Source organism: Chitinophagaceae bacterium, assembly GCA_016713085.1.
GTDB lineage: Bacteria > Bacteroidota > Bacteroidia > Chitinophagales > Chitinophagaceae > Lacibacter.
Genome location: JADJPV010000002.1, coordinates 1,105,193 through 1,130,211, shown reverse-complemented (window position 1 = coordinate 1,130,211; position 25,019 = coordinate 1,105,193). Strand labels below are relative to the sequence as shown.

Sequence of the window (25,019 nt, the reverse complement as noted above, 5' to 3'; positions counted from 1 at the left end):
GCTTTCAGGAATACCTGATTGCAGCAGCCGTTCAGCGATCTGTTCGATGTTGAGACCTTCCGTTTCCAGGACATAACTTTGTTAAGCCCGTCTTGTAAATTGACAGTATCCATATATGGCAAGTTTGTGCAGTAAGATAATTTTTTTTTGAGAATGCCGCAATTATCATTAAAAAATTACAAAACTTTCTGGTCAGAATTGCCGGATAAGCAAGCGATGCCGGTCTGCCGAAAGGCTGAGTTTCAATGATACCTGTCACCTAACTGTTTGACTGCACTCATTTCCTATACAGATATTGTAGTGTTCCTTTAAGAAAAAATCGCAATGGCAAAGCTATTGATGTTTCTTACCGCATTCGTTGCCATCACAGCTATTCCCTGCGGAATTATGCTGATGATTCAACCCGATGGACATTTACTGCAGCTGAATAGTAATCTCATCAATCAATCCTTTCTTCACAACTATCTTGTTCCGGGAATTGCTCTTACTTTTTTTGTCGGCTTCATAAACCTATATGCTGCGTTTAAATTGTGGAAGAAACATTACAGGGGTGCTTTCTGGGCAGGGGCCGGTGGACTGATGATCATTGCATTTGAAGTGGTGCAGATCAGTGTTATTCAAACCTACGACTGGTTACAACTTGTGTACCTGCTGATTGGATTCTTCATTGTGCTGATGGCTTTGCAGATAAAACATAAGGAGCTAATCTAAACCTGGCATCAATTATTCAGAACCTTTCATGTTATAAGGTATATAGTTTTCCCATTGCCATGGAGTAACAGTATCGGCAATCGTTATTTCAAGTAACTCCTTAAAGATACTTTCTCCATTATCACTGTTCGTGAGAATCATGACAGCAATTTTTTTATCAGGAAAGAAAATAAAATAGTGCTGAAAACCATCACCATGACCTTCTTTAAAAATTCCTTTTCCATAGCCTGATTCCAAAAAGCCGCAACCTAATCCATATCCCAGGTTAATCTTATCAAACTCATCAGTATCAACTTTTCTGTTAGGCCCGAATTGTTGTTTGTTTTTAATCCTGATCTGTTGTTTGGTGATTTCACTGAATGTTAAATCCTTGATCAGCTGATGTTTCATAAAAGCAGAGATAAACTTTGCATAATCCCCGGGTGTTGTTTCCATACTTCCTGCACCACCTGCTTCATCCTCTTTATCTTTTCCAAGCACTTCCTGAGCAGTTGTATGTCCATTGCAATAGTTCTTTTCGAAACGTTCCTGCCATACATAACTGGTCATATTCATTCCCAACGGATCAAACAGGTTTTTCCTTGCAATTTCTTCCAGTCCTTTTCCGGTAATCTGTTCAATAACGAATTGCAGCAAGTGTAATCCTTCGCCTGAATAACTGTATTTGGTTCCGGGAGTATATTGAAAAAACAATTTCCCTTTTTCATCCAATCCTTTGTCTGTGAGGAAACGCCAGTTTGGAAAACCGGTAGTGTGAGACAGGCACATGCGTGCTGTAATTAGTTTGTAACGGTCATCGCCTTTTATATCGGCAAAACCTCTCCATTCTTTTTCGAACTTAATATCGGGTAATGGCTGTTTCAGATAATGTTGAAGGGGAGTATCCAAATGCAGAACAGCTTTTTCAACTAATTGCATGACGATATAAGCAAAAGCCATCTTACTTAAAGAAGCGCCATAAAACACAGTAGACGTTGTCAGTGTATCTTTCTTTTCAAAATTTTTATAGCCGACTGCTTTTTGATAAACCACTTCGTTGTTATTGAAAATGGTGACAGCAGCTCCTGTTACTTTCGCAGCCCTTGCCAGCTCAGTTATTATGTTTGTAAGACTGTCTGCACCAACGGAAGATCCATCAAGCCGGTTGATTCTTTTAGGAAATTTTGTTGAATCAGTTGATGAAGCTACTGCTTCACTTGTTTTTGGTTCGTTTGCACAGGCAGACAGGATGGAGATAAACAAAAGAAGCAGAAGATGCAATTTCATGTTGGTTATTTTATCAGCCAATGTAATGAGAATTTGGCTGAACTTATAATCACGAATTAAGCAATTCCTCATCAACCTTTTAACAAACTCAGGGTTACAGCATTCTTGACTTTAGTAAAACATTTCAACTTTTGAACTCTATTGTATTTGAAACGAGTGTGAATGTAAGCCACCGATCTTCTGAATCCCTTTCACCCAAAAAATCACGGTTCAGACAATTGGCTGCATAGAATTACCATCCGTACAAGTGCTCCGCCGCATAAAGCTATGGTGCACAAGTGAGTGACACAACCATCTCTGCTTATTGTTTCAAAAAGCATGTAACAAAATTGTCTTTCGTTTTTTTAACATCCGCCGACAGGGTTGATAACCGCTGTCGGGGATAGAATCCGTCTTTATCCCCACTCATATTTCACCCGTTTCTGCTCGCTGATTTTCGTTACCTTTGCCCGCCTTCGCCAAGGCTATGTCAGGCGGAGCACCACACGAAAATTGAGAAGGAAAGTTCATGAAGAATATCAGAAATTTTTGCATTATTGCTCATATTGACCACGGAAAAAGTACCCTGGCCGACCGTTTATTACAAAGCACCGGTACCATCAGCGACCGTGATATGATGGACCAGGTACTGGATGATATGGACCTGGAAAGAGAAAAAGGCATTACGATTAAGAGTCATGCTATCCAGATCAATTACAAACACAAAGACGGACAGGAATATATCCTCAACCTCATTGATACACCCGGCCATGTTGATTTTAGTTATGAAGTGAGCCGTGCATTGGCAGCCTGCGAAGGTGCATTATTGTTGGTTGATGCTGCACAGGGAATCCAGGCGCAAACCATTTCCAACTTATACTTAGCGATTGATAATAACCTTGAGATCATTCCTGTGATCAACAAGATTGATATGGACGGTGCGATGATTGAAGAGGTGAAAGACCAAATCATTGACCTGATTGGCTGTAAGCCCGAAGATATTTTATTAGCCAGCGGTCGTGCAGGTATTGGTATTGAAGAAATATTAGAAGCAATTGTAAAACGGATTCCTGCACCAACCGGTAAACCTGATGAACCGTTGCAGGCATTGATTTTTGACAGTGTGTTCAACAGTTTTCGTGGTGTGATCGTTTACTACCGTATCAGGAACGGAAGAATACGAAAAGGAGATAAAGTAAAGTTTGTAAGTACAGGACAGGAATATGAAGCAAGTGAAGTTGGGATCTTGAAGATGAAGATGACTGAGAAGAAAGAAGTAACCTGTGGCGATGTGGGTTATATCATTACCGGTGTAAAGAATGCGAAAGAAGTAAAAGTGGGTGATACGATCACCTTAGCAGCGAATCCAACGAAGGAGATCATCAAAGGTTTCCAGGAAGTGAAGCCGATGGTATTTGCCGGTATCTTCCCTGTACAGACAGAAGATTTTGAAGAACTCCGTGACTGCATGGACAAACTGCAGCTGAATGATGCCTCATTGACTTTTGAACTGGAAACATCACAGGCGCTTGGTTTTGGTTTCCGTTGCGGCTTTCTCGGTTTGCTGCACATGGAAATTATTCAGGAACGTTTGGAAAGGGAATACAACCAGACAGTGATCACCACTGTACCCAACGTAAGTTTTGTTGCTTATACCACAAAAGGTGAAAAGATACAGGTGAACAATCCAACCCAAATGCCTGAACCAACGGCCATGGACAGGATTGAAGAACCATTCATTAAAGCACAGATCATTACCAAGCCAGATTATATCGGGAACATCATGACGCTCTGCCTGGGCAAACGTGGTATTCTTATCAATCAACATTACCTCACACCAACCCGTGTGGAGCTGATGTTTGAAATGCCGTTAACGGAAATTGTGTTTGATTTTTATGATAAGTTGAAATCACAAACCCGTGGTTATGCGTCGTTTGACTATCATCCTATCGGTTACCGTGATGCAGATATTGTGAAAATGGACATCTTACTGAATGGAGATAAGGTGGATGCTTTGAGTGCTTTGATTCACCGCAGCCGTGGCAATGAATTTGGAAGAAAATTATGTGAAAAATTAAAGGAGTTGGTTCCCCGTCAGCAGTTCCAGATCGCTATCCAGGCAGCCATTGGTGCTAAAGTTGTAGCCCGTGAAACTATCAGTGCTATGCGTAAAGATGTAACCGCTAAATGTTATGGTGGCGATATCAGCCGTAAACGTAAACTCCTTGAAAAACAGAAAGAAGGTAAGAAACGTATGAGGCAAATTGGTAATGTGGAGATTCCGCAGGAAGCATTTTTGGCGGTATTGAAGCTGGATGAATAAACATCCTGAGCGAAGTCGAAGGAAGCGGTGCAGAATCGAGCGGAGTCGAGATTTAAACGAAGCGTAAAATATAATTAAGGCACAAAGTATAACAGCTTTGTGCCTTTTGTTTTGCTCTGATTCAGAAATTACTTTAACTTGAAATAATTCTAAACACCAAATTGAAAGCCATGAGTGATTTTACCCTTAACAAAGAACCTGACCTTGTAGTGATTGCCCGTTTTATTGAAAAAGGAGAAGACAAAGGATTAACCGGCGATGAGTATACTGTTCGTTTATACGACCGTGACATTGCTGATGATGATTATCTCGGTGAAAGCCGGTTGGATGCTGAAGGCCATATCCGTATTGCTTTTGCGCATGATTCATTTGTGAATGATTCAGCTTTTAAAGAAACCCGTCCAGACTTTTATTTTATTATACTGAAAGATCACAAACCTGTTTATACTACCAAAGTGCTGGAGGAATTAAGTCTGGAAGACCTTGAACAGTTTAAGATGGGCGAGGGTGAGGTGGTTGATTTGGGAAGTTTTCTGGTGGATGTGAGGAGCTAAAAGTTGAAAGGCAGAGCTAAGAGATTAAAAGAGGGAAAAGAGGGAAAGAGAATTTATTTAAGAGTTGTTCCAATGTGACATGACTCTTTGCTTTTAATGGTAACAACTTTGTTCAGCAACTGAATATAGAATGCTTCGCACAATTACTTTCATCATTATCAGTATTATACTACTTTCTTCATTTAATAAAACAAGAAATACTAAACCTGTAATTACATGTACCGAATGTGAAACAAGTTGGAACTATTTTTCTCTAACTGATACTTTAAAAGGGAGTGTATTATTTCATGCAAAAGCACCATTTACCTGCGGAGTCTTAGCCACCGCTTCGTTAACTATAGTCAAAACAGATAATAATGATACTATCCGGGTATTGTGGCTGTGTAATAAAGATGTTGTTTTTAAAAAGGCATCTACAGTGAAAGTATATCCTGAGAAGAAACCAAACTTTGGAGTATTATTTCCAAACAAGAAAAGTAAATATGATTGTTCTATCAAAAATACCTGTTACGGAACGATTGAATAGACTAAAATAAAAAAGCTGTTGAACATTATTCAACAGCTTTTCAATATCAACTATTAATTATTTACTGAAATTTCTTGGCATCTTCTAAGAACTTCGCCAGTCCGAGATCAGTTAACGGATGTTTTAATAAACCAAGGATTGGTTCTAACGGACAGGTAACAACATCAGCGCCCAATTCAGCAGCCTGCACAATATGCAAAGATGAACGGATAGAAGCTGCGAGGATCTGTGTTTCATATCCCTGTAAAGAATAAATATTGCTGATCTGTCCAATCAGTTCCATGCCATCCCAACCACTGTCGTCAATACGGCCAATAAAAGGAGATACGTAGGTTGCACCGGCTTTTGCAGCAAGGATTGCCTGACCTGCACTGAATACTAAAGTACAATTGGTTTTAATGCTGTTATCGCTGAACCATTTTAATGCTTTGATACCATCCCTGATCATCGGCACTTTCACCACGATATTCGGATGAATTGCTGCCAATTTTTACCTTCTTCCACAATACCGGCAAAATCGGTACTGATTACTTCGGCACTGATGTCGCCATCAACCATTTCACAAATGGTTTTGTAATGCTGCATCACTGCTTCATGTCCTTTGATGCCTTCTTTAGCCATCAGGGAGGGGTTGGTGGTAACACCATCTAAGATTCCAAATTCGTTTGCTTCTTTAATTTGGGCCAGGTTGGCCGTGTCAATAAAAAATTTCATTACAGGAGTTTAATTGTTTTTTGAAGATTGTTGCATGATCAGTTTGTTTAGGAGCATCTTCAAAAAAGGAAAAAAAATGGCAGGTTACTTACATCGCACCGCTACAACCGCTTACCCTTGCTGCGTTCCCACCCTGGGGGAGTTCAGCAGGAGCTGGTCGTGCAAGACCTGCCGCCGCAAAGATAAGGGATTGAAGATAATTTGAAATTCGAAATTTGAAGTTTGACAGGAGAAGTTGAGTATTTTCTCCAATTTCAACTGATCAGTTTCTGTTATTAAAGTTTGGCCTGTTTGCAATCGAATTCACCTGTGTAATACCAATCAGCTCATCAGCTCTTCCGCCTAACTCACGGTAGTAAACAAGAATGCTGTAATTATTTTCTGTTTCCCACCAGTTGCCTTCTGTTTGATCAGTACTCAACTGCTTTGTTTTTTTATCTTTTGTAATGTAAATATAATCGTACATGCCCTGCTTCAACAGCTGTTTGTTTTCATACATGCCTGTTTCTTCATTAAAGATCATGCGGTTGGCATCGGTGATTTCATAATTCGTGAGTTCACCAAACAGATAAATGTCTTTATCAGGAATTGGCTGTCTGTCGGGACTTACATACCTGAACCATACACTAGCATAATCGCCCTGCCAGTATGGATTATTCTGTTCGATGTTTCTCAGCTCATACATTCCATTGGCATCACGGTAGTACATATAATGAAGAGAGTTGCGTTCTCCCTCCGGTTTTACAAATAGCGTTTGACCTTTGTTTGTATAATCTGCTTTTTCAATTCGTTCAGTCTGCAAACGGAAACTGGTAAGGTTTACCCATCGCCATTCTTTCTGTGCAGCAAATAAACCATCTGCTTCAGTATTGTATTCTAAGATATTCTGACGGATGAATGTTGGCTGAATATTTCTTGTACAGTTATCCCAACGGTTATTCTGCAGGATCACAATTTTGATCTGCTGAAAAATATTGGTTGGTTTTATGTTCTGCACATTTACTGTGAACTGCAATTTCTGATGCGTTTTAAAATACATGGAGTTGAAAGGCTGCAGTACTGTTGCACCAGCACTTACTTTGTTATCAATCACCAGGAAACGTTTAGTTAAAGCAAGTTGTGAAGTATCGCCATTTACAAACACCTTCAGCATATAGTTACCGCTGCGTGTTGGAGTTGTATTACGGTCGGGCAGGTTACAGGTATAATGTGTGTAACGTGTTAATGCAATGGATGAGTTACGGTAAGTGCCGATGCGTACATTGGAAAATCCTTTCATGTAATCAAACTGGCTGAGCATGGCAGGAGACCAGTCGGCATTGCAGAGAACAAATGTGTAGGAATAATATTTTACATCAGCATCCATATCATCAAAATGCAGTTCCAGCTGATCGCCACTGTTGAGCCGCATAACGGGATAGGTTAACTGATCGCCCTGCACCGTCAGTTTTACTGAACGGATATTGCTGCGGTAAATCTTATCGGGTTCCTGTGCAAACAAGTTGACAGAGGATACGAGAAGAAGAAAAAACCAAAACGTAATTTTTAACTGCTGCATGTTTTCAGAATCCATTAGTTTTACAACCATTCAAAGTTAACTGGTTTGAACGTAGCCTCCTTCATAGCCCGCCGCCTGGTTTTTCAAAAGAACCAATCTTTTTCCCGGTTCATCATCCGACTGTCGGCTGCTGCAACTGCTATCAGTGTGGCCGTTATGATCCTTGCCTTTGCTTTTGTGGAAGGATTTCAATACACTGTGAGCAGTAAGGTGTTCAGCTTCTGGGGACATCTCCGTGTGCAGCAACAGCAATCTTCTATATCAGGATTGGCCGAAGAACTTCCTGAAGAGAAAAACGATACAGTCTATAACATATTGCGTGCAAACAAATCGGTGAAGCTGGTAGATGCGTTTGCAACGAAATCGGCCATGTTGAAAAAAACCGAGACAATTGAAGGTGTTTTGCTGAAAGGAGTGGAGAAGAATTTTTCCCGTGAAAGACTGGAACCTTTTATCACCAAAGGAAAATGGCTGAAGTTTGATGATAGCTTAACCAATAATCAAATCCTTATCTCTGCCTATACATCCAAACAGATCAATGCAACAGTGGGCGAAAGGATACTGATTTATTTTATTGACAACAACAGCACCACACCAAGAGTGCGGCCTGTTACCATCTGCGGTATTTATAAAACAGGCATTGAAGAATATGATAAAACATTTGCAATCGTTGATATCAATCTCATCCGCAAACTGAACGGTTGGACAGCCACGCAGATAGGAGGGTATGAACTGACGTTGTTTGATTACAGAAAAAGATTACCGCACCAATAATGAACTGCTCGACCAGATTCCTGTGCAATGGTTCAGCACACCACTGCGTGAAATTTATCCCAACATCTTCGACTGGCTTGAACTGCAAAGCACCAACAAGCAGGTGATCTTAATCATTATCTGTATTGTGGCTGTCATCAATTTAATTTCCTGTTTAATTATATTGGTACTGGAACGTTCAAAAATGATTGGACTGCTGAAAGCAACCGGTGCAGCTGATTCAACCATACAGGTCATTTTTTTGGAACCAGGCATTGATCATTGCCATTGCAGGAATGATACTTGGTACATTACTCGGCCTTGGCATCTGCTGGCTGCAGCAAACTACACACTTTATTAAATTAGATGAAGCTGCTTATTATGTTTCTTCTGCACCCATCAGGGTTATCTGGTGGCAGGTGCTGCTGATCAATATCATTACGTTTGTGGTGAGCTTCCTGATTTTATTGATTCCTTCTCTGCTGGTGAAAAGATAAGCCCGGTGAAGGCGTTGAGGTTTGAGTAGCAAACTCCGCTTGCTGAGCTCAACAACTGTAACATAAATGCAAAAATTGAATGAACTACTTCCCATATAAACGCATCAAAATTCATACGAGTCTGACAGAAGATGAGGTTATGCATAGACTAAGAGAAAAAATAACTCTTGAGCCCCAGTTTTTTAGCTTCAACTTTGATTATTCAATTGAAAACAAGCCTTATTATGGTAAGATTTGGGATAACAAATTTCGAATCAGCCGTCGAATAGATGGCAGAAATTCATTTCTTCCGGTTATTGAAGGAGAAATTCTGAAAAATAATAACACAGCAAAAGTTGTAGTAAGATTAAGAATGCATATTTATACTTACACAATGTGGTTTATCATGTTGTTATTCTTAATTAACGGGATGATTTCAACAGGCAGGATGATTTATTCAAAAGGTGATATGAATTATGGCTTTTTAATTCTTTTTTTTGTGACATTATTTATCTATCTAATCGCTCTAATACCATTTAATATTGAAACATCAAGGTCTAAAAAGTTTTTTTTTGAATTGCTGGAAGCAGATGATATTAGTGTATGAAATATTATTTCAACTCATTATTCTTCTCTCTAGTGTAGTTATCCTGACCTGATACCTAAAAGTTACCAGTAATAATAACATTTTGTCAAATCAAACAAACAAGTACAAAAGTATTCTGATTTTGACGCCCATTTTTGGCGCAATACTTTTTATTGTGCTTTATATTGTTGCTGCTTTTTTTTACCCGGGTGGTTCACAGGCCGACAAACATTCTGTTGGGTTCAGCCTGGTAAATAATTACTGGTGCAACCTGCTGGGTGAAAACGCTCAGAACGGGCAACCTAATTCTGCAAAGCCGGTTGCTATGATGGGACTGTTTGTACTTTGCATTACTCTTTCGCTTTTCTGGATTCTGTTTTCATGGCATACCAATATCAGCAAAAAACTCAAACTGAGCATCCCGGTTGCGGGTTTACTTTCAATGTCAACCGCATTCCTTTTGTTTACAGGACTTGACCACGATTCAATTACAAATCTTGCATCTGCATTTGGACTTATTGCAACAATTGGAACCTTGCTTGGTCTCTACCAGGTAAAGTGGTTCAACCTTTTTGCATTTGGGCTTATGAATATTTTACTGGTTGTACTGAATAATTATGTTTATTACTCAAAAGGAATGATTGTTTATTTACCGGTAATTCAGAAAATCAGTTTTGCAGTTTTTTTAATCTGGATTTGCTGCATATGCATAAAGCTTTACAGAAAGTAGAAAAACAATCGGGCACAAACCTTACTGCCTGATGCCAAACAATTACCATCTCACAAAAAAAGTTGGAATTAACTCAACTGAATCATTCAATAAATCAAGTAACGGCCATGCACAGGTCGGGAGACCTGCGCAAGAAAAAATATCTGAATGCAAAGCTATGCCATTGCAGGCTGCTTCACTGTATTATGCATCACCAGCACGGGTACTTCGCCATGAAAAACCAGCTCTTTGGTATGGCTTCCTGCAAACAGCTTTTCAATAATATTATGTTTTTGCGGGATAACGATCAGTAATTCAATGCTGTATTTTTCGGCGTATTCATTGAGGCCATCCACTAAATTATCCCTGTCGATAAAATGATACTTGGGATGATAGTGTTCAAACATATTTTCCACCAGCCCGCTTTCAAACAATACATCTTCTGTCCATTGATATGCATAATCAACATTCAGCACATGCAGTTTGGCTCCGGTTGTATCTATGATCTTCTTCACCATTTTCTCCGGTATGGTTTCCTGCACATCACGGAAATCAGTTGTTAAACCAATATCTGTTATCCGTACAAAAGAAACTTTTTCAGGGATGATGAGTACGGGAGTTGAGATATATTTGCTTACATCTAATGTATTGCTGCCTACCAGTTTTTCCGTCATTTTTCCAACTCCGGTAATTCCCATGATCACCATTGAAATCTGCATGGATTCTTCCAGTTGTTTAATGACTTCAATCAGTTTGCCATCAAACAGCATGCACTCCACTTTCACCAAGGGTTCTTTCTCTGTTAACTGAGCTGCCAATAAATGCAGTTCTTTTATATTGATATCACGCAAACCCTGTGGAGTTATTTCTGCTCCCTGGTAAGTAGGGTACACAAGCGGACATTCAAACACATGAACAAGGATGAGCTTGCCACCTACCTGCCTTGCATAATTCATGGCATAGGCTGCTGCGTTCATTGATGTAGATGAAAAGTCTACCGGAACCAGGATTGCTTCCATAACTAAATTTTAAATAAAACTAATTATAGAAATTTTACTCCGGTATGACAAAAATCACACGAATGGCAATCTTTTATCAGTGGAATGAGTTATGCCCATTTACAGCACCCCTTTGGTTGAAGGAAGATAATTGCTCAACGGATCCCGTTTTACAGCCATACGAATGGCCTTTGCAAAGGCCTTGAAGATGGCTTCAATTTTATGATGTTCATTATCGCCGTGGCATTCAATATTGAGATTACACTTTGCGGCATCGCTGAATGATTTGAAAAAGTGAAAGAACATTTCCGTTGGCATTTCACCAATCTTTTCACGTTTGAACGTTGCATTCCAGACGATCCAGTTGCGACCGCCGAAATCAATCAGCACTTTTGCTTCTGCTTCATCCATTGGTAAAGCAAAGCCATAACGTTCCAGTCCACGCTTATCAGCCAAAGCTTTTGCAAAGGCTTCACCAAGAGCAATACCGGTATCTTCAATGCTGTGGTGTTCATCAATATGCAGATCACCATTAGTAGTGATGTTGAGATCCATTTTGCCGTGACGTGCAATCTGATCGAGCATGTGATCAAAGAATCCAAGACCTGTGCTGATGTTTGCTTTACCGCTTCCATCTAAGTTCAGTTCAACACGGATCTTTGTTTCATTGGTATTACGTTCATGTACAACTGTACGCAAACCCAGTTTCAGGAACTCATAAATTTCTTTCCAGTGAATGGTTTCAAGTACAATGGTTGACTGACGCAGATCAGCCACCTGGTCTTTTATTTCAGCAGCACCAAGACTTGCATCATTGTTGATCCAGATTCCTTTGCAGCCAAGATTTTTTGCCAGCTGAATATCTGTAATGCGGTCGCCAATAACAAATGAATTAGCCAGATCGTATGCAGGGTTGTTAAGATATTTGGTAAACATGCCAATGCCCGGCTTCCTGGTAGGGGCATTTTCATGCGGGAAGGTTCGGTCAATTAATACTTCTGAAAAGTGTACAGCCTCGCTTTCAAAACTCTTCAGTACAAAATTGTGCAGTGGCCAGAAAGTATCTTCAGGAAAACCGGCTGTACCCAATCCATCCTGATTGGTAGGCATTACTAACTCGTAATCCATTTCAGCAGCAATCTTCCGCAGGTAAAAAAATACATCCGGATAAAAACTCAGTTTATCAAATGAATCAAGCTGATAGGTTGGTGGAGCTTCGTTGATTAATGTACCGTCACGATCAATAAATAATACTCGCTTCATCTTATTTAATTTTTTTCCTGATATTAATTACTTCTGCTACAGTTACCGCTGCTGCTTTATTCCCAAAACTGTTTCTTACAAAGGTTAATACATCTGCTATTTCCTGGTTAGTCAGTTGCGGTTGCGCCGGCATAGGGGTATTGTAAAAATCTCCATTCACTTCTACTTCTTCGTTTAATCCTTTTACAAGGATATGTACCAGCTTTTCTTTTGCACCCAGTATATATTTTGTTTTGCTCAACGGTGGAATCATTCTCGGTACACCATCGCCATCAGGCTGGTGACAGGTAATACACACTTTCTTATAAACTGCTTTGCCCCGCTGGAAGGATTCTTTAAAATCTTTTTGTTCAGAACTGAATGATACAGCAATAAATCCAATGATCAGAACCGCTGCAATAGAAATTTTCTTCATCAATCTTATTTTTCGCCTGTATAAGTTATTTTCCAGATAGTGCCTCCCTGGTCATCGGAGATATACATGGAACCGTCTGTTCCCATTGCCAATCCGCATGGACGGTGCTTTGCTTTAGCAGGAGTTAAGAATTCTTCGCCACCTGCAAAATCATCAGCAAAAATTTCATATTCGCCGCTTGGTTTACCATCTTTCATGGGAAGGAAAACAATATTGTAGCCACCCTGTTTCAATGGTGCCCTGTTCCAGCTGCCATGGAAAGCAATGAATGCACCGCCCTGGTATTTTGAAGGAAATTTCTTAGCTGTATAAAACAATAAAGCATTGGGTGCCCAGTGTGCAGGAAATGCATACATTGGTTTTTCTTTTGTTCCGCAGAGCCCTTCTATTTTTCCATCACCACCATATTCAGGGCCAAGTACTTTCTTTTTCTGAATTGGATCGTAATAGCAAAAAGGCCAGCCGAAGTCCATTCCTTTTTTTGCGATGAAAAATTCTTCAGCAGGTAATTCTGCACTCTGTTCAACTGAATATTGTGTGGGATGTAATTGATTCAACTGGTCACGGCCATGCTGCGTTACATACAATTCATTCATGGATGAGTTCCAGTCTAATCCAACAACATTTCGTAAGCCTGTGATATAACGAACACCATCTGCATAGGTTTGATTGAGTTTGTTTGGATTGAATTGCCATACACCACCTGCAGTTTCTAGACTAGGGCAGGGTGTTTGTCCGGGTGATCCTGCTGTACGATCTTTTTCCTGGCAGGCATTGGAGGGAGCTCCAATAGTAACATACATATTTCCAGTATTATCAAATACCAATGATTTTGATGAGTGCTGACGTTTATTCACTAAACCAGTTACAATTACTTCAGGCTGATCAGGATTTTCCACTTCATATTTACTGTTGAATTTGAAACGGTACACTGCTTCATCAGATGATGCATAGAGATATCCATTATTGATTGCAATGCCGGTACCTGCAAAATTTCCGAAAGCAACAGTTTCATCTGCAATGCCATCGCCGTTGGTATCTCTTAAACGGAGAATACCTTTGCCATCTTTCAACCGTTCCAGTTTTACATACACATCGCCATTACTGTTTACAACTATATGACGTGCATTACCGAGTTTATCAGCAACAACCGTTGCTGTAAAACCGGCAGGCAGTTTCAATCCACCGTTGTTTGCGGTTTGACTGTTTTTTGTTGAATCATTCGCACAGGCTGTAAATGTTACAGCGAAAATGAAAATGACTGATGAAATAATTCTGTTCATAATGGTTTTGTTTCTGCGTTTAAAGTTAGCATTAAACAATAAACTTCTGCAAAGCGTTCAGCATCTCATCATTCTCTCTTGCCGTTCCTACAGTTATCCGTAAACATCCTTCACAAAGAATCACTTTACTGCGGTCACGTACCACAATCTGATTGGAGAGTAAGTATTCATAAATAGCTCTTGCATGAACCACTTTCACCAGTAAAAAATTTGCATCAGAAGGATAGATGCGTTCTACCACATTCAGTTTTGATAACCCTTCTTCAAGCCTGCCTCTTTCTTTCACCAGTTCCTGGATCATGGCATTTACTTCTTCCACATTATCCAGTGCTTTGATCACCAATTCCTGCACTGCTTCACTGATATTATAAGGTGGTTTGATTTTATTATAGATGCTGATGATTTCTTCACTGGCAAATGACATTCCCAAACGTAAACCTGCCAGCCCCCATGCTTTGCTGAGTGTCTGCATTACTACCAGGTTTGGATATTCATTTAACAGGGAAATGCAGGAACGCTGACGGGCAAAGTTGATATAAGCTTCATCTACAATTACCAGTCCGTCAAAATTATTCAGAACCATTTCAATATCATCACGGTTAATGCTGTTGCCGGTTGGATTGTTGGGTGAACAGATCCAGATGAGTTTGGTGTTTGCATCCACCAGTGTTTCCATATGCACCAGGTCTAACTGATAATCATTCAGCAAGGGTGCTGTGCGTAATTCAATATCGTTGATGTTGGCACTTACTTCATACATGCCGTAAGTAGGCGGACAAATAATGACATTATCTTTCCCCGGGTTGCAGAAAGCACGGTACAGCAGATCAATACATTCGTCACTGCCATTACCAATGAAAATCTGTTTGGGTGAAACGCCTTTAATAGCAGATAATTTTTCTTTGATCTTATGCTGATAAGGATCGGGATAACGGTTATACCATTTCACCAAAGGTGAACCAATGCTGTTTTCGTTTGCATCAAGAAAAATCTTTGCCTCACCATGAAACTCATCCCTTGCAGAAGAGTAGGGCGTTAGGGACTTGATGTTGGGGCGAAGTAGTGTGTTTAAATCGAAAGACATAATGAAAGCCTCTCCCTCGTTCCCTCTCCTGTAGAGAGGGAGGCCGGGCATTTGTTTATTAGTGAACAATAGTAATTCAGCATTTCAAGTATTCGTATTTCAGTCGGCAGAGATCGTAAGCGAAAATTAATCGTCTGCTATTTTTAGAATTATATTTTAATTATACACGTTGAAAAGCAAGGGCTGTGCATAGAAATTCTCCCCCTTTGGGGGAGTTAGAGGGGGCGTCTTTTTCTCACAGCTTCCGCATGCGCCTGCAATCCTTCTGCTTCCGCCATCACCTCAACTGCTTTCCCAATATTCTTCAATCCTTCCTGCGTTAACTTTTGATAAGTGATCTTCTTTACGAAACTATCAACACTTACACCACTATATGCTTTGGCATAACCATTAGTTGGCAGGGTATGATTGGTTCCGCTGGCATAATCGCCCACACTTTCAGGTGAGTAGTTGCCGAGAAAAACAGAACCTGCATTGATAATTTTTTCTGCAATAACATCTTCATCCCTGCAGCTGATGATTAAATGTTCTGCTGCATACTGATTCACCAGCTCAATCATTTCATTGACATCTTTTAATAAGATTGCTTTGCTGTTCTCCAGTGCTTTTGATGCCAGTTCTTTTCTGGGAAGTTCTTCCAGTTGCTTATCTGTTTCAACAAGCACTGCATTGATCATTACTTCAGACGTGCTCACCAGCAATACCTGTGAATCAGTTCCATGTTCTGCCTGCGATAACAGATCAGCTGCAATAAACACAGGATTTGCTGTATCATCAGCCATTACACAAACTTCACTCGGGCCGGCAGGCATATCAATGGCCACTCCATCTTTCTGTACCAATTGTTTGGCACAGGTTACATACTGATTACCGGGGCCGAAAATTTTATATACCTGTGGAATAGTTTCTGTTCCGTATGCCATTGCAGCGATTGCCTGCGCTCCACCGGTTTTATAAATATTGGTAATGCCAACAAGCTTTGCTGCATATAAAATAGCTGCGTTGATCTTTCCATCTTTGCCGGGAGGTGTACATAAGATCACTTCTTTACATCCGGCAATTTTTGCAGGAATGCTCAGCATTAAGATCGTAGAAAACAAAGGAGCAGTGCCGCCCGGAATATATAAACCCACTTTTTCAATGGCTACTGTTTTGCGCCAGCAAACTACGCCGGGCATGGTTTCAATTTTTTCAACCGTACTTACCTGCTGCTGATGAAATGTTTCAATATTTTTTTTAGCAATTGCAATGGCATCTTTTAATTCAGTGCTGATGGTTGCAACGACTGCATCAATCTCTTCTTTTGAAACAAGCAGTTCTTCAACCGATACTTTATCAAAAATGGTAGAGAAACGTTTCAACGCTTCATCACCGCTTGCTTTTACCTGGTGTAAAATATTGGTTACACTTGCCTCTAATGAACTGGAATCAAGTGCCGGACGTTTCAGCAACCTGCTCCACTCATTCTTTTTCGGATGTTTAATAATCTGCATGCATTAACTCATTTTCAAATTTCCAAATCTTCAAATTGTCTTACATCACCATCTTCTCAATCGGCACAACTAAGATTCCTTCTGCACCGGCGGCTTTTAACTGCTCAATCTTTTCCCAGAATTCATCTTCGCTCAATACACTGTGTACGCTGCTCCAGCCGGTTTCTGCCAATGGCAAAACGGTCGGACTCCGCATGCCCGGCAATAATGCAATGATATTGCTGAGCTTTTCATTCGGTGCATTCATCAACACATATTTATTACGCTTGGCTTTCTTTACTGCTTTAATGCGGAAGAGTAATTTATCGAGCAGCATTTCCTGTTCTTTGCTGAGCTTATCATTTTTGATGAGCACAGATTGCGACTGCAGAATGGTTTCTACTTCTTTTAATCCGTTCATGAAGAGGGTAGAGCCACTGCTCACCAAATCAACCACCACATCAGATAAACCAATACCCGGTGCAATTTCAACCGAGCCGCTGATTTCATGTATTTCAGCAGTAATTCTGTTCTTCTTTAAAAAGTCGTTTACTAAAAAGGGGTAGCTTGTTGCAATGCGTTTGCCATCTAAGCTTTGCACACCTTTGTAAGTTTCACTTCTCGGAATCGCTAAACTCAAACGGCATTTTCCAAAGCCAAGCTTTTCAACAATCTCAGCTTTCTTGTTTTTTTCAAACAACACATTCTCACCAACAATACCAATATCAGCAACGCCATCTTCAACGTATTGCGGTATATCATCATCCCGTAAAAAGAATACTTCCATGGGGAAGTTATCTGATTCAGTTTTTAAACGGTCTTTTACATTGCGTAAATCAATGCCACATTCACTTAATAATTTAACTGAATCATCATAAAGCCTTCCACTTTTCTGAATAGCAATTCGGAGCTTGGAAGGGTTGTCTGAATTACCTCCGCTGAGTTCGCTCAGGGGAGTGTACTTTTTGTCCTGCATCATCGGTAGTTTAAAATTCTAATAAATAAAAAAGGCTCACTTTCGTAAGCCTTCAACTATTGTTATACACAATACATCATCTGGCTTACCCGGCAAGGCAAGTATGGTGATGATGGATATGTGTGCTGATAATCATGGCGCAAAAATAAGGTCATAATGTGAAACGGCAAATATTTTGTTGAACGGTAATTTTCTCTGATCCGTTATCAGTAAATTCGAAACACAAAACAAACATTCATTTGCATGAGAAAACTATCAACATTTATCGCCCTTTTTATTTGTGTGCATCTATTTGCACAGGATGCTGTTAACTACCAGCTTCCCCCAAAAACCATTATGGATTTAGCATTGGCAAAACCAACTCCTGCTGTAAGTATTGACAGTAAGGGTGAATGGATGCTGCTGATTGAACGGAATACCTATCCAACAGTAGAAGAACTTGGACAGCCGGAAGTAAGAGTAGCAGGGCTTCGTATCAATCCTGCGAATTTCTCACTGAGCCGGCAGAACTATATCAACAATTTTACATTAAAGAATATTGCTTCTGGAAAAGAGTATAAGATCAGCGGTTTGCCTGCAAATCTTTTAGCCAATGCCGTTGCCTGGAGTAATAATGAAAAGAAAATTGCATTTACACACAGCACCGGATCGCAGGTTGATCTGTATGTAATTGATGTGGCCACACAGAAAGCAATGAAGGTTAATAAAACCCCATTGAATGTAGTGCTGGGTTCTGCCTTCAGTTGGTTAGATGATAACACGCTTTTATATAAGACAGCAATAAAATCTCCGGCAGCAATGCCCAAACGTCCCATTACACCCAAGGGCCCAACCGTACAGGAAAGTTATGGCAGTGCAGCGCCCAGGCCAACTTTTCAGGATATGATCAAATCGCCGTATGATGAACAGCTGTTTGAATTCTTTGGTACTGCACAACTGGTAAAGAATGTAAATGGTGTAGAAACAAAGATCAATCAACCTGCTATCTATGTTTCAGTGAATGCATCACCTGATAAAAAATATTTACTCATCCGTACAATCAATAAACCATTCTCTTATACAGTTCCTGCATTTGGATTTAATGCAACAGTCAATATTCATGATGCTTCCGGAAAGTTTATTAAAGAGGTGGCTAAACTTCCATCATCTGAAACTGCACCTGCAGGAAATGATAATGTGCAGAATGCTCCAAGAGCTATTGAATGGCGTGATGATGAAGCAGCTACTGTTGTTTGGTGTAAACCATTAGATGGTGGATTGATCAAAACCCAGGTGGAATTTCATGATGCATTGTATGCACTGGCAGCTCCTTTTACTGCAGAAGCAAAAGAACTCTTTAAAACGAAGCTGCGTTATGCAGGAACACGCTGGGGTAACAGCAGCTTTGCCATTGTACAGGAAGCATTGCGTGGAAAAGCAATGACGAAAATGTATAAAGTAAATCCATCAACAGGAGAAGCAGAATTATTGCAGGAAAGAAGTTTGAATGATGCGTACAGCAATATTGGTAATCCTGTAACTGAGAAAAACTCTTATGGCCGTGATGTGGTGATTCCGCATGATGGTAAACTGCTGATGAATAATACAACCGGCGCTTCAGCAAAGGGTGATCTGCCTTTTATTTCCAGCTTTGATCTTACAACAAAGAAAAATGAAATCATCTGGCGATGCAGTGAAGATGTGTATGAAATGGTGATTGATGTTTTGAACAGGAATAATCTTACCATACTTACAAGAAGAGAATCACAGACAGAAGTACCTAACTACTGGATCAAATCTCTGCGTTTGAAAATTGCAGACAGACAGGTAACTGCATTTGCCAATCCTTATCCGCAGTTGGAAGGCATCAGCAAACAAAAGATTTCCTTCAAACGTACTGATGGTGTTGATTTAACCGGTGATCTCTATTTGCCAAAAGGATATGATCCCAAAAAAGACAAACCACTTCCTGTGCTGATCTGGGCATATCCCCGTGAGTTTACCAATGCACGTGACGCTGCACAGGTAAGAGGATCGAAGAACATGTTTACAAGAATAGGATGGGGCGGCCCTATATTCTGGGTAACACAGGGCTATGCAATTTTAGATAATGCAGAAATGCCGATTGTAAGTACATCGCCTGATAAAAAACCCAATGATAATTTTGTTGACCAATTGAAATTAAATGCAAGGGCAGCCATTGATAAATTAGCAGCAATGGGAGTTGGCGACAGTACAAGAGTAGGTATTGGCGGACATAGTTACGGTGCCTTTATGACTGCAAATCTGTTGGCACATACAAACTGGTTTAAAGCAGGTATTGCAAGAAGCGGTGCGTATAACAGAACACTCACACCATTCAGTTTTCAGAATGAAGACCGTACTTACTGGCAGTTACCACAATTGTATTTTGAAATGAGTCCGTTCAGTTTTGCACATCAGTTGAAAACGCCGATCTTATTAGTGCATGGTGATACTGATGATAATACAGGAACTTATCCTATACAAAGCGAAAGAATGTTTGCTGCATTGAAAGGTAATGGTGCAAATGTGCGTTATGTGAGTCTTCCTTATGAAGCACATGGATACCGTGGCAAAGAAAATATTCTGCATTTATTGTGGGAAGAACATACTTGGTTAGAGAAGTATGTGAAAGGAGCGAAATAAACCAAATGAACTGTTATAATAAAAAATGATCTTATATTTTAAGATCATTTTTTTTGCCTTTTACCGGCTGAACTAAGTTTATTGTTACATAATTCCCACATTGCCGAAGATGGTGATTAACATTGCTGGCACAGTAATTGAAAATTGCAGTGTATTAATCATCTAAATTATTACATTATGAAATTTTCACTTAAGCTGTTAGGAATTACAGCATTCATGGCAAGTGCGGTATTGGTTAGTTGCAAAAAAAACTCTGACGAACCTGTTACTCAGTCGTATAAAGCAGATGCAAATGGTTCAACCCAGCTGCCATCCAATGCATCTACTGCTACGGCTACATTCAATGGTACTTATAATTCAGACACAAAAACTTTTTCAGGTACAGTAACCTATTCAGGCATCACACCTACAGGCTGGAACATTGAGAAAGGAACTGCAACTACGAAAGGATCACTGGTTGTTTCGCTTGGTGCAGTTGTTGTTTCGCCGTTAAATTTCAGTGTTACACTTGATGCTGCCGCAGAAGCAGAATTAAAAGCAGGCAGTTATTATATCAATGTAACATCAACGGCTTATCCTGCGGGAGAAATACGTGGTAAGATAGTTATGAACTGATTTAGTGTTGATGAAATTTAACAACGATGACTTTATTTGACAAAGCATCTCTTTTTCGTAACCATTGATGTTAAGTACTTAGTATAAAAGGAATGGCTCATGCAATTGCATGAGCCAACCTTTTATGTAATAAACAACTGACCGAACTTATTGATTTTGTACAGAGTTCGGATTTGCCTGAGTTTCACTGATAGGAATAACAAATTCCCACAGATTACTGCCAGCCGGAACCTGCATTAATCCTCCTGCAGACGCAGGTACATAGTTTGGTACAAGTGTTCTGTCAAGTGGCAGGTTCAAACGTTTCAAGTCAAACCATCTGTGTCCTTCTGCCCAAAGTTCTACACGACGGTGAAGCATGATTTCATCGATCAATGCCTGGCCGCTGTTTACACTTAATGTATAGCTTGGATCTCTATTTACCATTAACGTAAATAAAGCTTGTCTTGCATCAACTTCTTTACCAGGAGTCCTTGCATAAGCTTCTGCCATGATCAGGTACATTTCCGCTAAACGTATGTATGGTACATCGCCAATAGTAGGAAGCGTTCTGATTGCAAACTTTCTGCTCATATATGGGGTGCGGGAAAAAGCTGTAGTCGGGAGAGGGAAATTGGCTGTTGTTGGAGCGGGTTCCCACATTTTTTTCCGCACATCAGTATTTGAAAGTTGAGTGTACAATGCCTGATTGATGCGTTTAGGTACACCACGTACATAGGTAGTATTTCCATCATAGGAAATCTGACCAAAGTAAGAACCAAAAGTATCCCCTTGATCGTCCTGAACATAAGCACCCCACAGCCATTCAGTATTCGACAAATTGTTAAAACCACTTTGATATTGAGCATTGGTCATAAGTGAATGACCACCCAGATCTACAACCTGCTTTGCAAAAGCGGCTGCATTCACGTAATCCTGCATAGCCATCGCAACTCTTGCACGAATGGCCAACGCTGCCTTAAGAGATAAATGCGACTTTAGCTGTGGACCGGCAGGAGGTGCGGAAGCCGTACCAAATGCTGTAACAGCGTCGGATAGGTCTTTAATGATCTGTGTATAATTTTGTTCAACAGTTGAACGGGGAAGTTTCAGATCAGCTGAGGTAGCTGTTAACGGCATTGATACACCCAATTGTGTATTTGCAGCACCCGAAGCGTAGCGTTTACCATAGATCTGCACGAGATAAAAGTATGACCATGCACGCATCGTTAGCGCTTCTGCCTTCAACCTGTTTTTATCAGGATCGGTACCACTTGCAGCATTGATATTATCTAGCAATGAATTGGCATTGCCAATACAACGATAATATAACCGGAACGGATACTCCACGTAGAGGTAGCTGTCGTTTCTGTGGTTTACCCAGCCACCTGAACCATTACCGGGAGTGTACCAACTGGCTACTGCCTGATGAACATCTTCGCCCATAAAATCGAACATCAACATAATACCACCCTGGCCAGGTTGGTTTTGAGCACTATACCTGCTGTATAAATAACGGTACACACCATTCATTACATTCGAAGCATTTGCCGTTGTGGTAAAGATATCTTGAGCAGCCGCACTACCTGTGGGGCCCACATCGAAATAGTCCTTTTTGCAACCTGTAATCAGGCTTAGAAAAGTAATTGCAATTAATATTTTTTTCATAATCTGTTTAATTAAAGAATGATTGAGATTAAAATTAGAATGTAACATTTATACCCAAATTCCATAACCTGTTGGGTACATAAACCGGGCTATTTGTTCCATTAAAACTTTCAGCAGGGTTCATTCCTTTTCGCTTCGATACAATCAGCAGGTTTTCGCCACCTATATAAACTTTAGCCTGATCAAACCCGATTTTGCTTACAATTGTTTTTGGCAGTTTGTAGGTAAGAGTAACATTACGGAGATTTAAATACGATGCATCAATCAAAAACCTGTCGGATTGTGAGTTGAATTGTGCCGTATTGTTAATATCCAGACGTGGAATGTCAGTTACATCGCCTGGTTTTTTCCATGCACGTAATGCATCGGTATGCAATGCACGGCCATAGGCGATACCAAGTAAACCCGCATAGTTACCATCGTAAAACTTACCTCCAACCTGGTAGTTCAGTAAGAACGAAAGAGCAAAATCCTTTACAGCAACCGTACTTGAAACAGACCCGAAGAATTTAGGAATCGCAGATCCGGCATAATGGAATGCTGCATTGGTAGAATTGGTGGTAACCGTATCTCCTTTCGCTGTAACACGATAATTTGATGTAATACCAGGAGCTGCATAAAACAAACCAGCTCCATCAGCAGGATCAACACCATACCATCTTCTTAAATAGAAAGCAAAGATATCCTGTCCGGCTTCTAAGCGTTTGGTACCACTTACAATAGTGGGGGTTGTTTCAGGTAACTTGGTAATTTTATTTTTCAGGCTGGTGATATTCAACTGTACATCCCAATTAACATTTTTCGTATTTACCACCTCAAAATTCAACTGGGCTTCAATACCCCTGTTCCACATTGTTCCGATATTCTCATTTTTTACTGTAACAGGAGCAGATAAACCCTGTGGCACGCTGAATAACAACTCGGATGATCCACGATCGAAGTATTCAATTGAACCGGAGATACGATTATTTAATACTCCAAATTCAAGACCTACATTCAGCGTTTTATTTACCTCCCAGGTTAATTCAGGAGTAGGTACTGTTGATATCAATGCACCGGGATTTCCTGCATTATTCCACCCTAAGCCATATAAGGCCTGGTATTGGTAATAAGTGTCTAATTCATCATTACCTACTGTTCCGTATGATGCCCTGAACTTTAAGTCATTGATCCATTTCGCATTTGCCATAAATCCTTCACGCATTACCGACCAGGAAACACCTGCGGAGTAAAAATTACCCCAACGACTTTCCGAAGAAAAACGTGAAGATGCATCTCTGCGGTACGATACGTCGAAATAATATTTTTTATCGTAGCCATATTTAATGCTTGATAAATAACCTTCTCTTCTTAACCTGTCAAGAGAACCATTTACCCCTGCCAATGTTACAAAGTTGGCTAATTCAATATTACCATCCAGGTTCATACCTCTTCTTGATCCGGAAAAGAATTCGTTAACATTTTTTTGCGATTCATGAGCAGCTAAAACCGAAACATCATGCAGCCCGAATTGTTGATTATAGTTCAATATCTGGTTGAACGAAATAGTTCTGAATTCGTCCGATGTTCTGCCGGCAGTACCACCTGCGGTAACACCATCGCCAACTATACGGTTCTGGAAAGTTTGGCTTCTTGAGTTGTTTAAATCAATACCGGCATTTGCAGTTAACGTGAAATACTTTAAAAACTTCGTTTCAATATATGTTCTTGCAAGTATGCTGTTACGTTTTTGAATACTTTCATTTAACATCGTTTCATAAATGATATGCCGACCGGGGGAAGCACCTGATGGCCTGTTGATAGAGCCCGGGTGTATTCCATAATCATAATACTGGTTTCCAAATGGATCTAAAACGGCATTACCTGTTGCATCCCATGCACGCACAGGGTAAATAGGGCCCATACCTCTTGCAAACACAAACGGATTGATGAAGGTGTTTGATCCATCGCCTGCTGCCTGGTTAGAGCTTACCAATACTGTTGTTAAATTAACTCCGGTCTTCAACCACTCTTTTACCTGTGTGTTTACTGCCAGTCTTGCATTGATACGCTGATAATCCGATTTAGTTACGAATCCTTTATCATCGAGATAGTTCAGTGAAAAATAGTAATCTGACTTATTTGCTTTTGATGATAAATTGAACCCGACTTCATTACGCATACCGTTTCGTTCAATCGGGCTATACCAGTCAAAATCATTGTAAATAAGTTTAGCATTTGGGTTCATTACGCCGTTTACATCCACCACCTGATTATTTGGAACACCAAACGGGTTATAAATTAATTGAGCGGCAATACCATTAGTAGCATTTTGTGCCGCAACAGCTTCTGTTTGACCTGTACCGGTAGTAGGGAACATTAAGCCATGCTTCATGGCCTGCCACATAAGCGGATAATAGTCAAATGCACCTACACGGTCGTATTCAGCAATACCTCTTTCTGAAAAACCGGTATTTAAAAACACA

General features: G+C 40.2%; 19 protein-coding genes, 1 other RNA gene and 2 pseudogenes. 9 read left to right on the top strand and 13 right to left on the bottom strand.

Annotation, left to right across the window (positions count from 1 at the left end; genetic code table 11):
* Window positions 1-324 precede the first annotated feature (324 nt).
* A complete protein-coding gene (locus IPK31_17920; protein ID MBK8089646.1) occupies window positions 325-711 on the top strand; it encodes a hypothetical protein in 387 nt (128 codons plus the stop codon).
* A 12-nt stretch (window positions 712-723) separates the two neighbouring features.
* Here IPK31_17920 and IPK31_17915 read toward each other — a convergent pair whose 3' ends face one another.
* Entirely contained in the window at window positions 724-1,977 is a 1,254-nt protein-coding gene (locus IPK31_17915) for a beta-lactamase family protein (GenBank protein MBK8089645.1), read from the bottom strand.
* A 508-nt stretch (window positions 1,978-2,485) separates the two neighbouring features.
* Between IPK31_17915 and lepA the strand changes: the two genes are divergently transcribed.
* The 3 genes from lepA to IPK31_17900 all read left to right on the top strand — a co-directional run bounded on the left by lepA (window position 2,486) and on the right by IPK31_17900 (window position 5,359).
* Entirely contained in the window at window positions 2,486-4,279 is a 1,794-nt protein-coding gene (gene lepA, locus IPK31_17910) for an elongation factor 4 (protein ID MBK8089644.1), read from the top strand.
* Window positions 4,280-4,449: 170 nt separating this feature from the next.
* Window positions 4,450-4,833: a hypothetical protein gene (locus IPK31_17905; GenBank protein ID MBK8089643.1), complete on the top strand. Its 384-nt coding sequence runs from the start codon at window positions 4,450-4,452 to the stop codon at window positions 4,831-4,833.
* Window positions 4,834-4,963: 130 nt separating this feature from the next.
* Complete coding sequence (locus IPK31_17900) at window positions 4,964-5,359, top strand: hypothetical protein (protein ID MBK8089642.1); 396 nt, start codon at window positions 4,964-4,966, stop codon at window positions 5,357-5,359.
* A 61-nt stretch (window positions 5,360-5,420) separates the two neighbouring features.
* Here IPK31_17900 and fsa read toward each other — a convergent pair.
* The 3 genes and pseudogenes from fsa to IPK31_17885 form a co-directional block, all read right to left on the bottom strand.
* A pseudogene (gene fsa, locus IPK31_17895) lies at window positions 5,421-6,073 on the bottom strand (fructose-6-phosphate aldolase).
* A 74-nt stretch (window positions 6,074-6,147) separates the two neighbouring features.
* Window positions 6,148-6,247: signal recognition particle sRNA small type (gene ffs, locus IPK31_17890), an RNA gene on the bottom strand.
* 88 nt (window positions 6,248-6,335) lie between these two features.
* Window positions 6,336-7,631 (bottom strand): DUF5103 domain-containing protein, encoded by a 1,296-nt coding sequence (locus tag IPK31_17885; GenBank protein ID MBK8089641.1) that lies wholly within the window; start codon window positions 7,629-7,631, stop codon window positions 6,336-6,338.
* Window positions 7,632-7,676: 45 nt separating this feature from the next.
* Between IPK31_17885 and IPK31_17880 the strand changes: the two are divergent.
* The 3 genes and pseudogenes from IPK31_17880 to IPK31_17870 all read left to right on the top strand — a co-directional run bounded on the left by IPK31_17880 (window position 7,677) and on the right by IPK31_17870 (window position 10,176).
* A pseudogene (locus tag IPK31_17880) lies at window positions 7,677-8,910 on the top strand (ABC transporter permease).
* Between the two features lie 50 nt (window positions 8,911-8,960).
* Entirely contained in the window at window positions 8,961-9,467 is a 507-nt protein-coding gene (locus tag IPK31_17875) for a hypothetical protein (GenBank protein MBK8089640.1), read from the top strand.
* Between the two features lie 121 nt (window positions 9,468-9,588).
* Window positions 9,589-10,176 carry a hypothetical protein gene (locus IPK31_17870; protein MBK8089639.1) on the top strand — a complete coding sequence of 196 codons (588 nt, stop codon included), beginning with the start codon at window positions 9,589-9,591 and terminating at the stop codon, window positions 10,174-10,176.
* Between the two features lie 155 nt (window positions 10,177-10,331).
* Here IPK31_17870 and IPK31_17865 read toward each other — a convergent pair whose 3' ends face one another.
* From IPK31_17865 to IPK31_17835, 7 genes are all read right to left on the bottom strand, one after another.
* Window positions 10,332-11,174: a universal stress protein gene (locus tag IPK31_17865; GenBank protein MBK8089638.1), complete on the bottom strand. Its 843-nt coding sequence runs from the start codon at window positions 11,172-11,174 to the stop codon at window positions 10,332-10,334.
* A 99-nt stretch (window positions 11,175-11,273) separates the two neighbouring features.
* Window positions 11,274-12,416: a bifunctional histidinol-phosphatase/imidazoleglycerol-phosphate dehydratase HisB gene (gene hisB, locus IPK31_17860; protein ID MBK8089637.1), complete on the bottom strand. Its 1,143-nt coding sequence runs from the start codon at window positions 12,414-12,416 to the stop codon at window positions 11,274-11,276.
* A 1-nt stretch (window position 12,417) separates the two neighbouring features.
* The gene (locus IPK31_17855; GenBank protein ID MBK8089636.1) at window positions 12,418-12,831 is read right to left on the bottom strand and encodes a cytochrome c; all 414 of its coding nucleotides are present in this window, start codon (window positions 12,829-12,831) and stop codon (window positions 12,418-12,420) included.
* Window positions 12,832-12,836: 5 nt separating this feature from the next.
* Entirely contained in the window at window positions 12,837-14,114 is a 1,278-nt protein-coding gene (locus tag IPK31_17850) for a PQQ-dependent sugar dehydrogenase (GenBank protein ID MBK8089635.1), read from the bottom strand.
* 31 nt (window positions 14,115-14,145) lie between these two features.
* A complete protein-coding gene (gene hisC, locus IPK31_17845) occupies window positions 14,146-15,198 on the bottom strand; it encodes a histidinol-phosphate transaminase (protein ID MBK8089634.1) in 1,053 nt (350 codons plus the stop codon).
* Between the two features lie 215 nt (window positions 15,199-15,413).
* On the bottom strand, window positions 15,414-16,691 hold the full coding sequence (hisD, locus tag IPK31_17840; GenBank protein MBK8089633.1) for a histidinol dehydrogenase: 1,278 nt from the start codon (window positions 16,689-16,691) through the stop codon (window positions 15,414-15,416).
* Between the two features lie 40 nt (window positions 16,692-16,731).
* Entirely contained in the window at window positions 16,732-17,646 is a 915-nt protein-coding gene (locus tag IPK31_17835; GenBank protein MBK8089632.1) for an ATP phosphoribosyltransferase, read from the bottom strand.
* A gap of 243 nt (window positions 17,647-17,889) precedes the next feature.
* On the opposite strand from IPK31_17835, the gene IPK31_17830 reads away from it, so the two are divergent.
* Window positions 17,890-20,292 (top strand): S9 family peptidase, encoded by a 2,403-nt coding sequence (locus IPK31_17830; GenBank protein ID MBK8089631.1) that lies wholly within the window; start codon window positions 17,890-17,892, stop codon window positions 20,290-20,292.
* Between the two features lie 177 nt (window positions 20,293-20,469).
* Window positions 20,470-20,907, top strand: coding sequence for a CHRD domain-containing protein (locus IPK31_17825; GenBank protein ID MBK8089630.1), 438 nt, complete (start codon window positions 20,470-20,472; stop codon window positions 20,905-20,907).
* Between the two features lie 147 nt (window positions 20,908-21,054).
* Here the strand turns inward: IPK31_17825 and IPK31_17820 are convergent, their stop codons facing one another.
* On the bottom strand, window positions 21,055-22,554 hold the full coding sequence (locus IPK31_17820) for a RagB/SusD family nutrient uptake outer membrane protein (GenBank protein ID MBK8089629.1): 1,500 nt from the start codon (window positions 22,552-22,554) through the stop codon (window positions 21,055-21,057).
* Window positions 22,555-22,588: 34 nt separating this feature from the next.
* Window positions 22,589-25,018 carry a SusC/RagA family TonB-linked outer membrane protein gene (locus IPK31_17815; GenBank protein MBK8089628.1) on the bottom strand — a complete coding sequence of 810 codons (2,430 nt, stop codon included), beginning with the start codon at window positions 25,016-25,018 and terminating at the stop codon, window positions 22,589-22,591.
* Window position 25,019 lies beyond the last annotated feature (1 nt).

Excerpts from the sequence above, each read along its gene's own strand:
- IPK31_17900 (MBK8089642.1), top strand. The coding sequence starts at position 4,964 with ATGCTTCGCACAATTACTTTCATCATTATCAGTATTATACTACTTTCT.
- IPK31_17855 (MBK8089636.1), bottom strand. The coding sequence starts at position 12,831 with ATGAAGAAAATTTCTATTGCAGCGGTTCTGATCATTGGATTTATTGCT.
- IPK31_17915 (MBK8089645.1), bottom strand. The coding sequence starts at position 1,977 with ATGAAATTGCATCTTCTGCTTCTTTTGTTTATCTCCATCCTGTCTGCC.
- IPK31_17850 (MBK8089635.1), bottom strand. The coding sequence starts at position 14,114 with ATGAACAGAATTATTTCATCAGTCATTTTCATTTTCGCTGTAACATTT.
- IPK31_17835 (MBK8089632.1), bottom strand. The coding sequence starts at position 17,646 with ATGCAGGACAAAAAGTACACTCCCCTGAGCGAACTCAGCGGAGGTAAT.
- IPK31_17875 (MBK8089640.1), top strand. The coding sequence starts at position 8,961 with ATGAACTACTTCCCATATAAACGCATCAAAATTCATACGAGTCTGACA.
- IPK31_17820 (MBK8089629.1), bottom strand. The coding sequence starts at position 22,554 with ATGAAAAAAATATTAATTGCAATTACTTTTCTAAGCCTGATTACAGGT.
- hisB (MBK8089637.1), bottom strand. The coding sequence starts at position 12,416 with ATGAAGCGAGTATTATTTATTGATCGTGACGGTACATTAATCAACGAA.
- IPK31_17885 (MBK8089641.1), bottom strand. The coding sequence starts at position 7,631 with ATGCAGCAGTTAAAAATTACGTTTTGGTTTTTTCTTCTTCTCGTATCC.
- hisC (MBK8089634.1), bottom strand. The coding sequence starts at position 15,198 with ATGTCTTTCGATTTAAACACACTACTTCGCCCCAACATCAAGTCCCTA.
- IPK31_17905 (MBK8089643.1), top strand. The coding sequence starts at position 4,450 with ATGAGTGATTTTACCCTTAACAAAGAACCTGACCTTGTAGTGATTGCC.
- IPK31_17865 (MBK8089638.1), bottom strand. The coding sequence starts at position 11,174 with ATGGAAGCAATCCTGGTTCCGGTAGACTTTTCATCTACATCAATGAAC.
- IPK31_17830 (MBK8089631.1), top strand. The coding sequence starts at position 17,890 with ATGAGAAAACTATCAACATTTATCGCCCTTTTTATTTGTGTGCATCTA.
- IPK31_17920 (MBK8089646.1), top strand. The coding sequence starts at position 325 with ATGGCAAAGCTATTGATGTTTCTTACCGCATTCGTTGCCATCACAGCT.
- IPK31_17825 (MBK8089630.1), top strand. The coding sequence starts at position 20,470 with ATGAAATTTTCACTTAAGCTGTTAGGAATTACAGCATTCATGGCAAGT.
- hisD (MBK8089633.1), bottom strand. The coding sequence starts at position 16,691 with ATGCAGATTATTAAACATCCGAAAAAGAATGAGTGGAGCAGGTTGCTG.
- lepA (MBK8089644.1), top strand. The coding sequence starts at position 2,486 with ATGAAGAATATCAGAAATTTTTGCATTATTGCTCATATTGACCACGGA.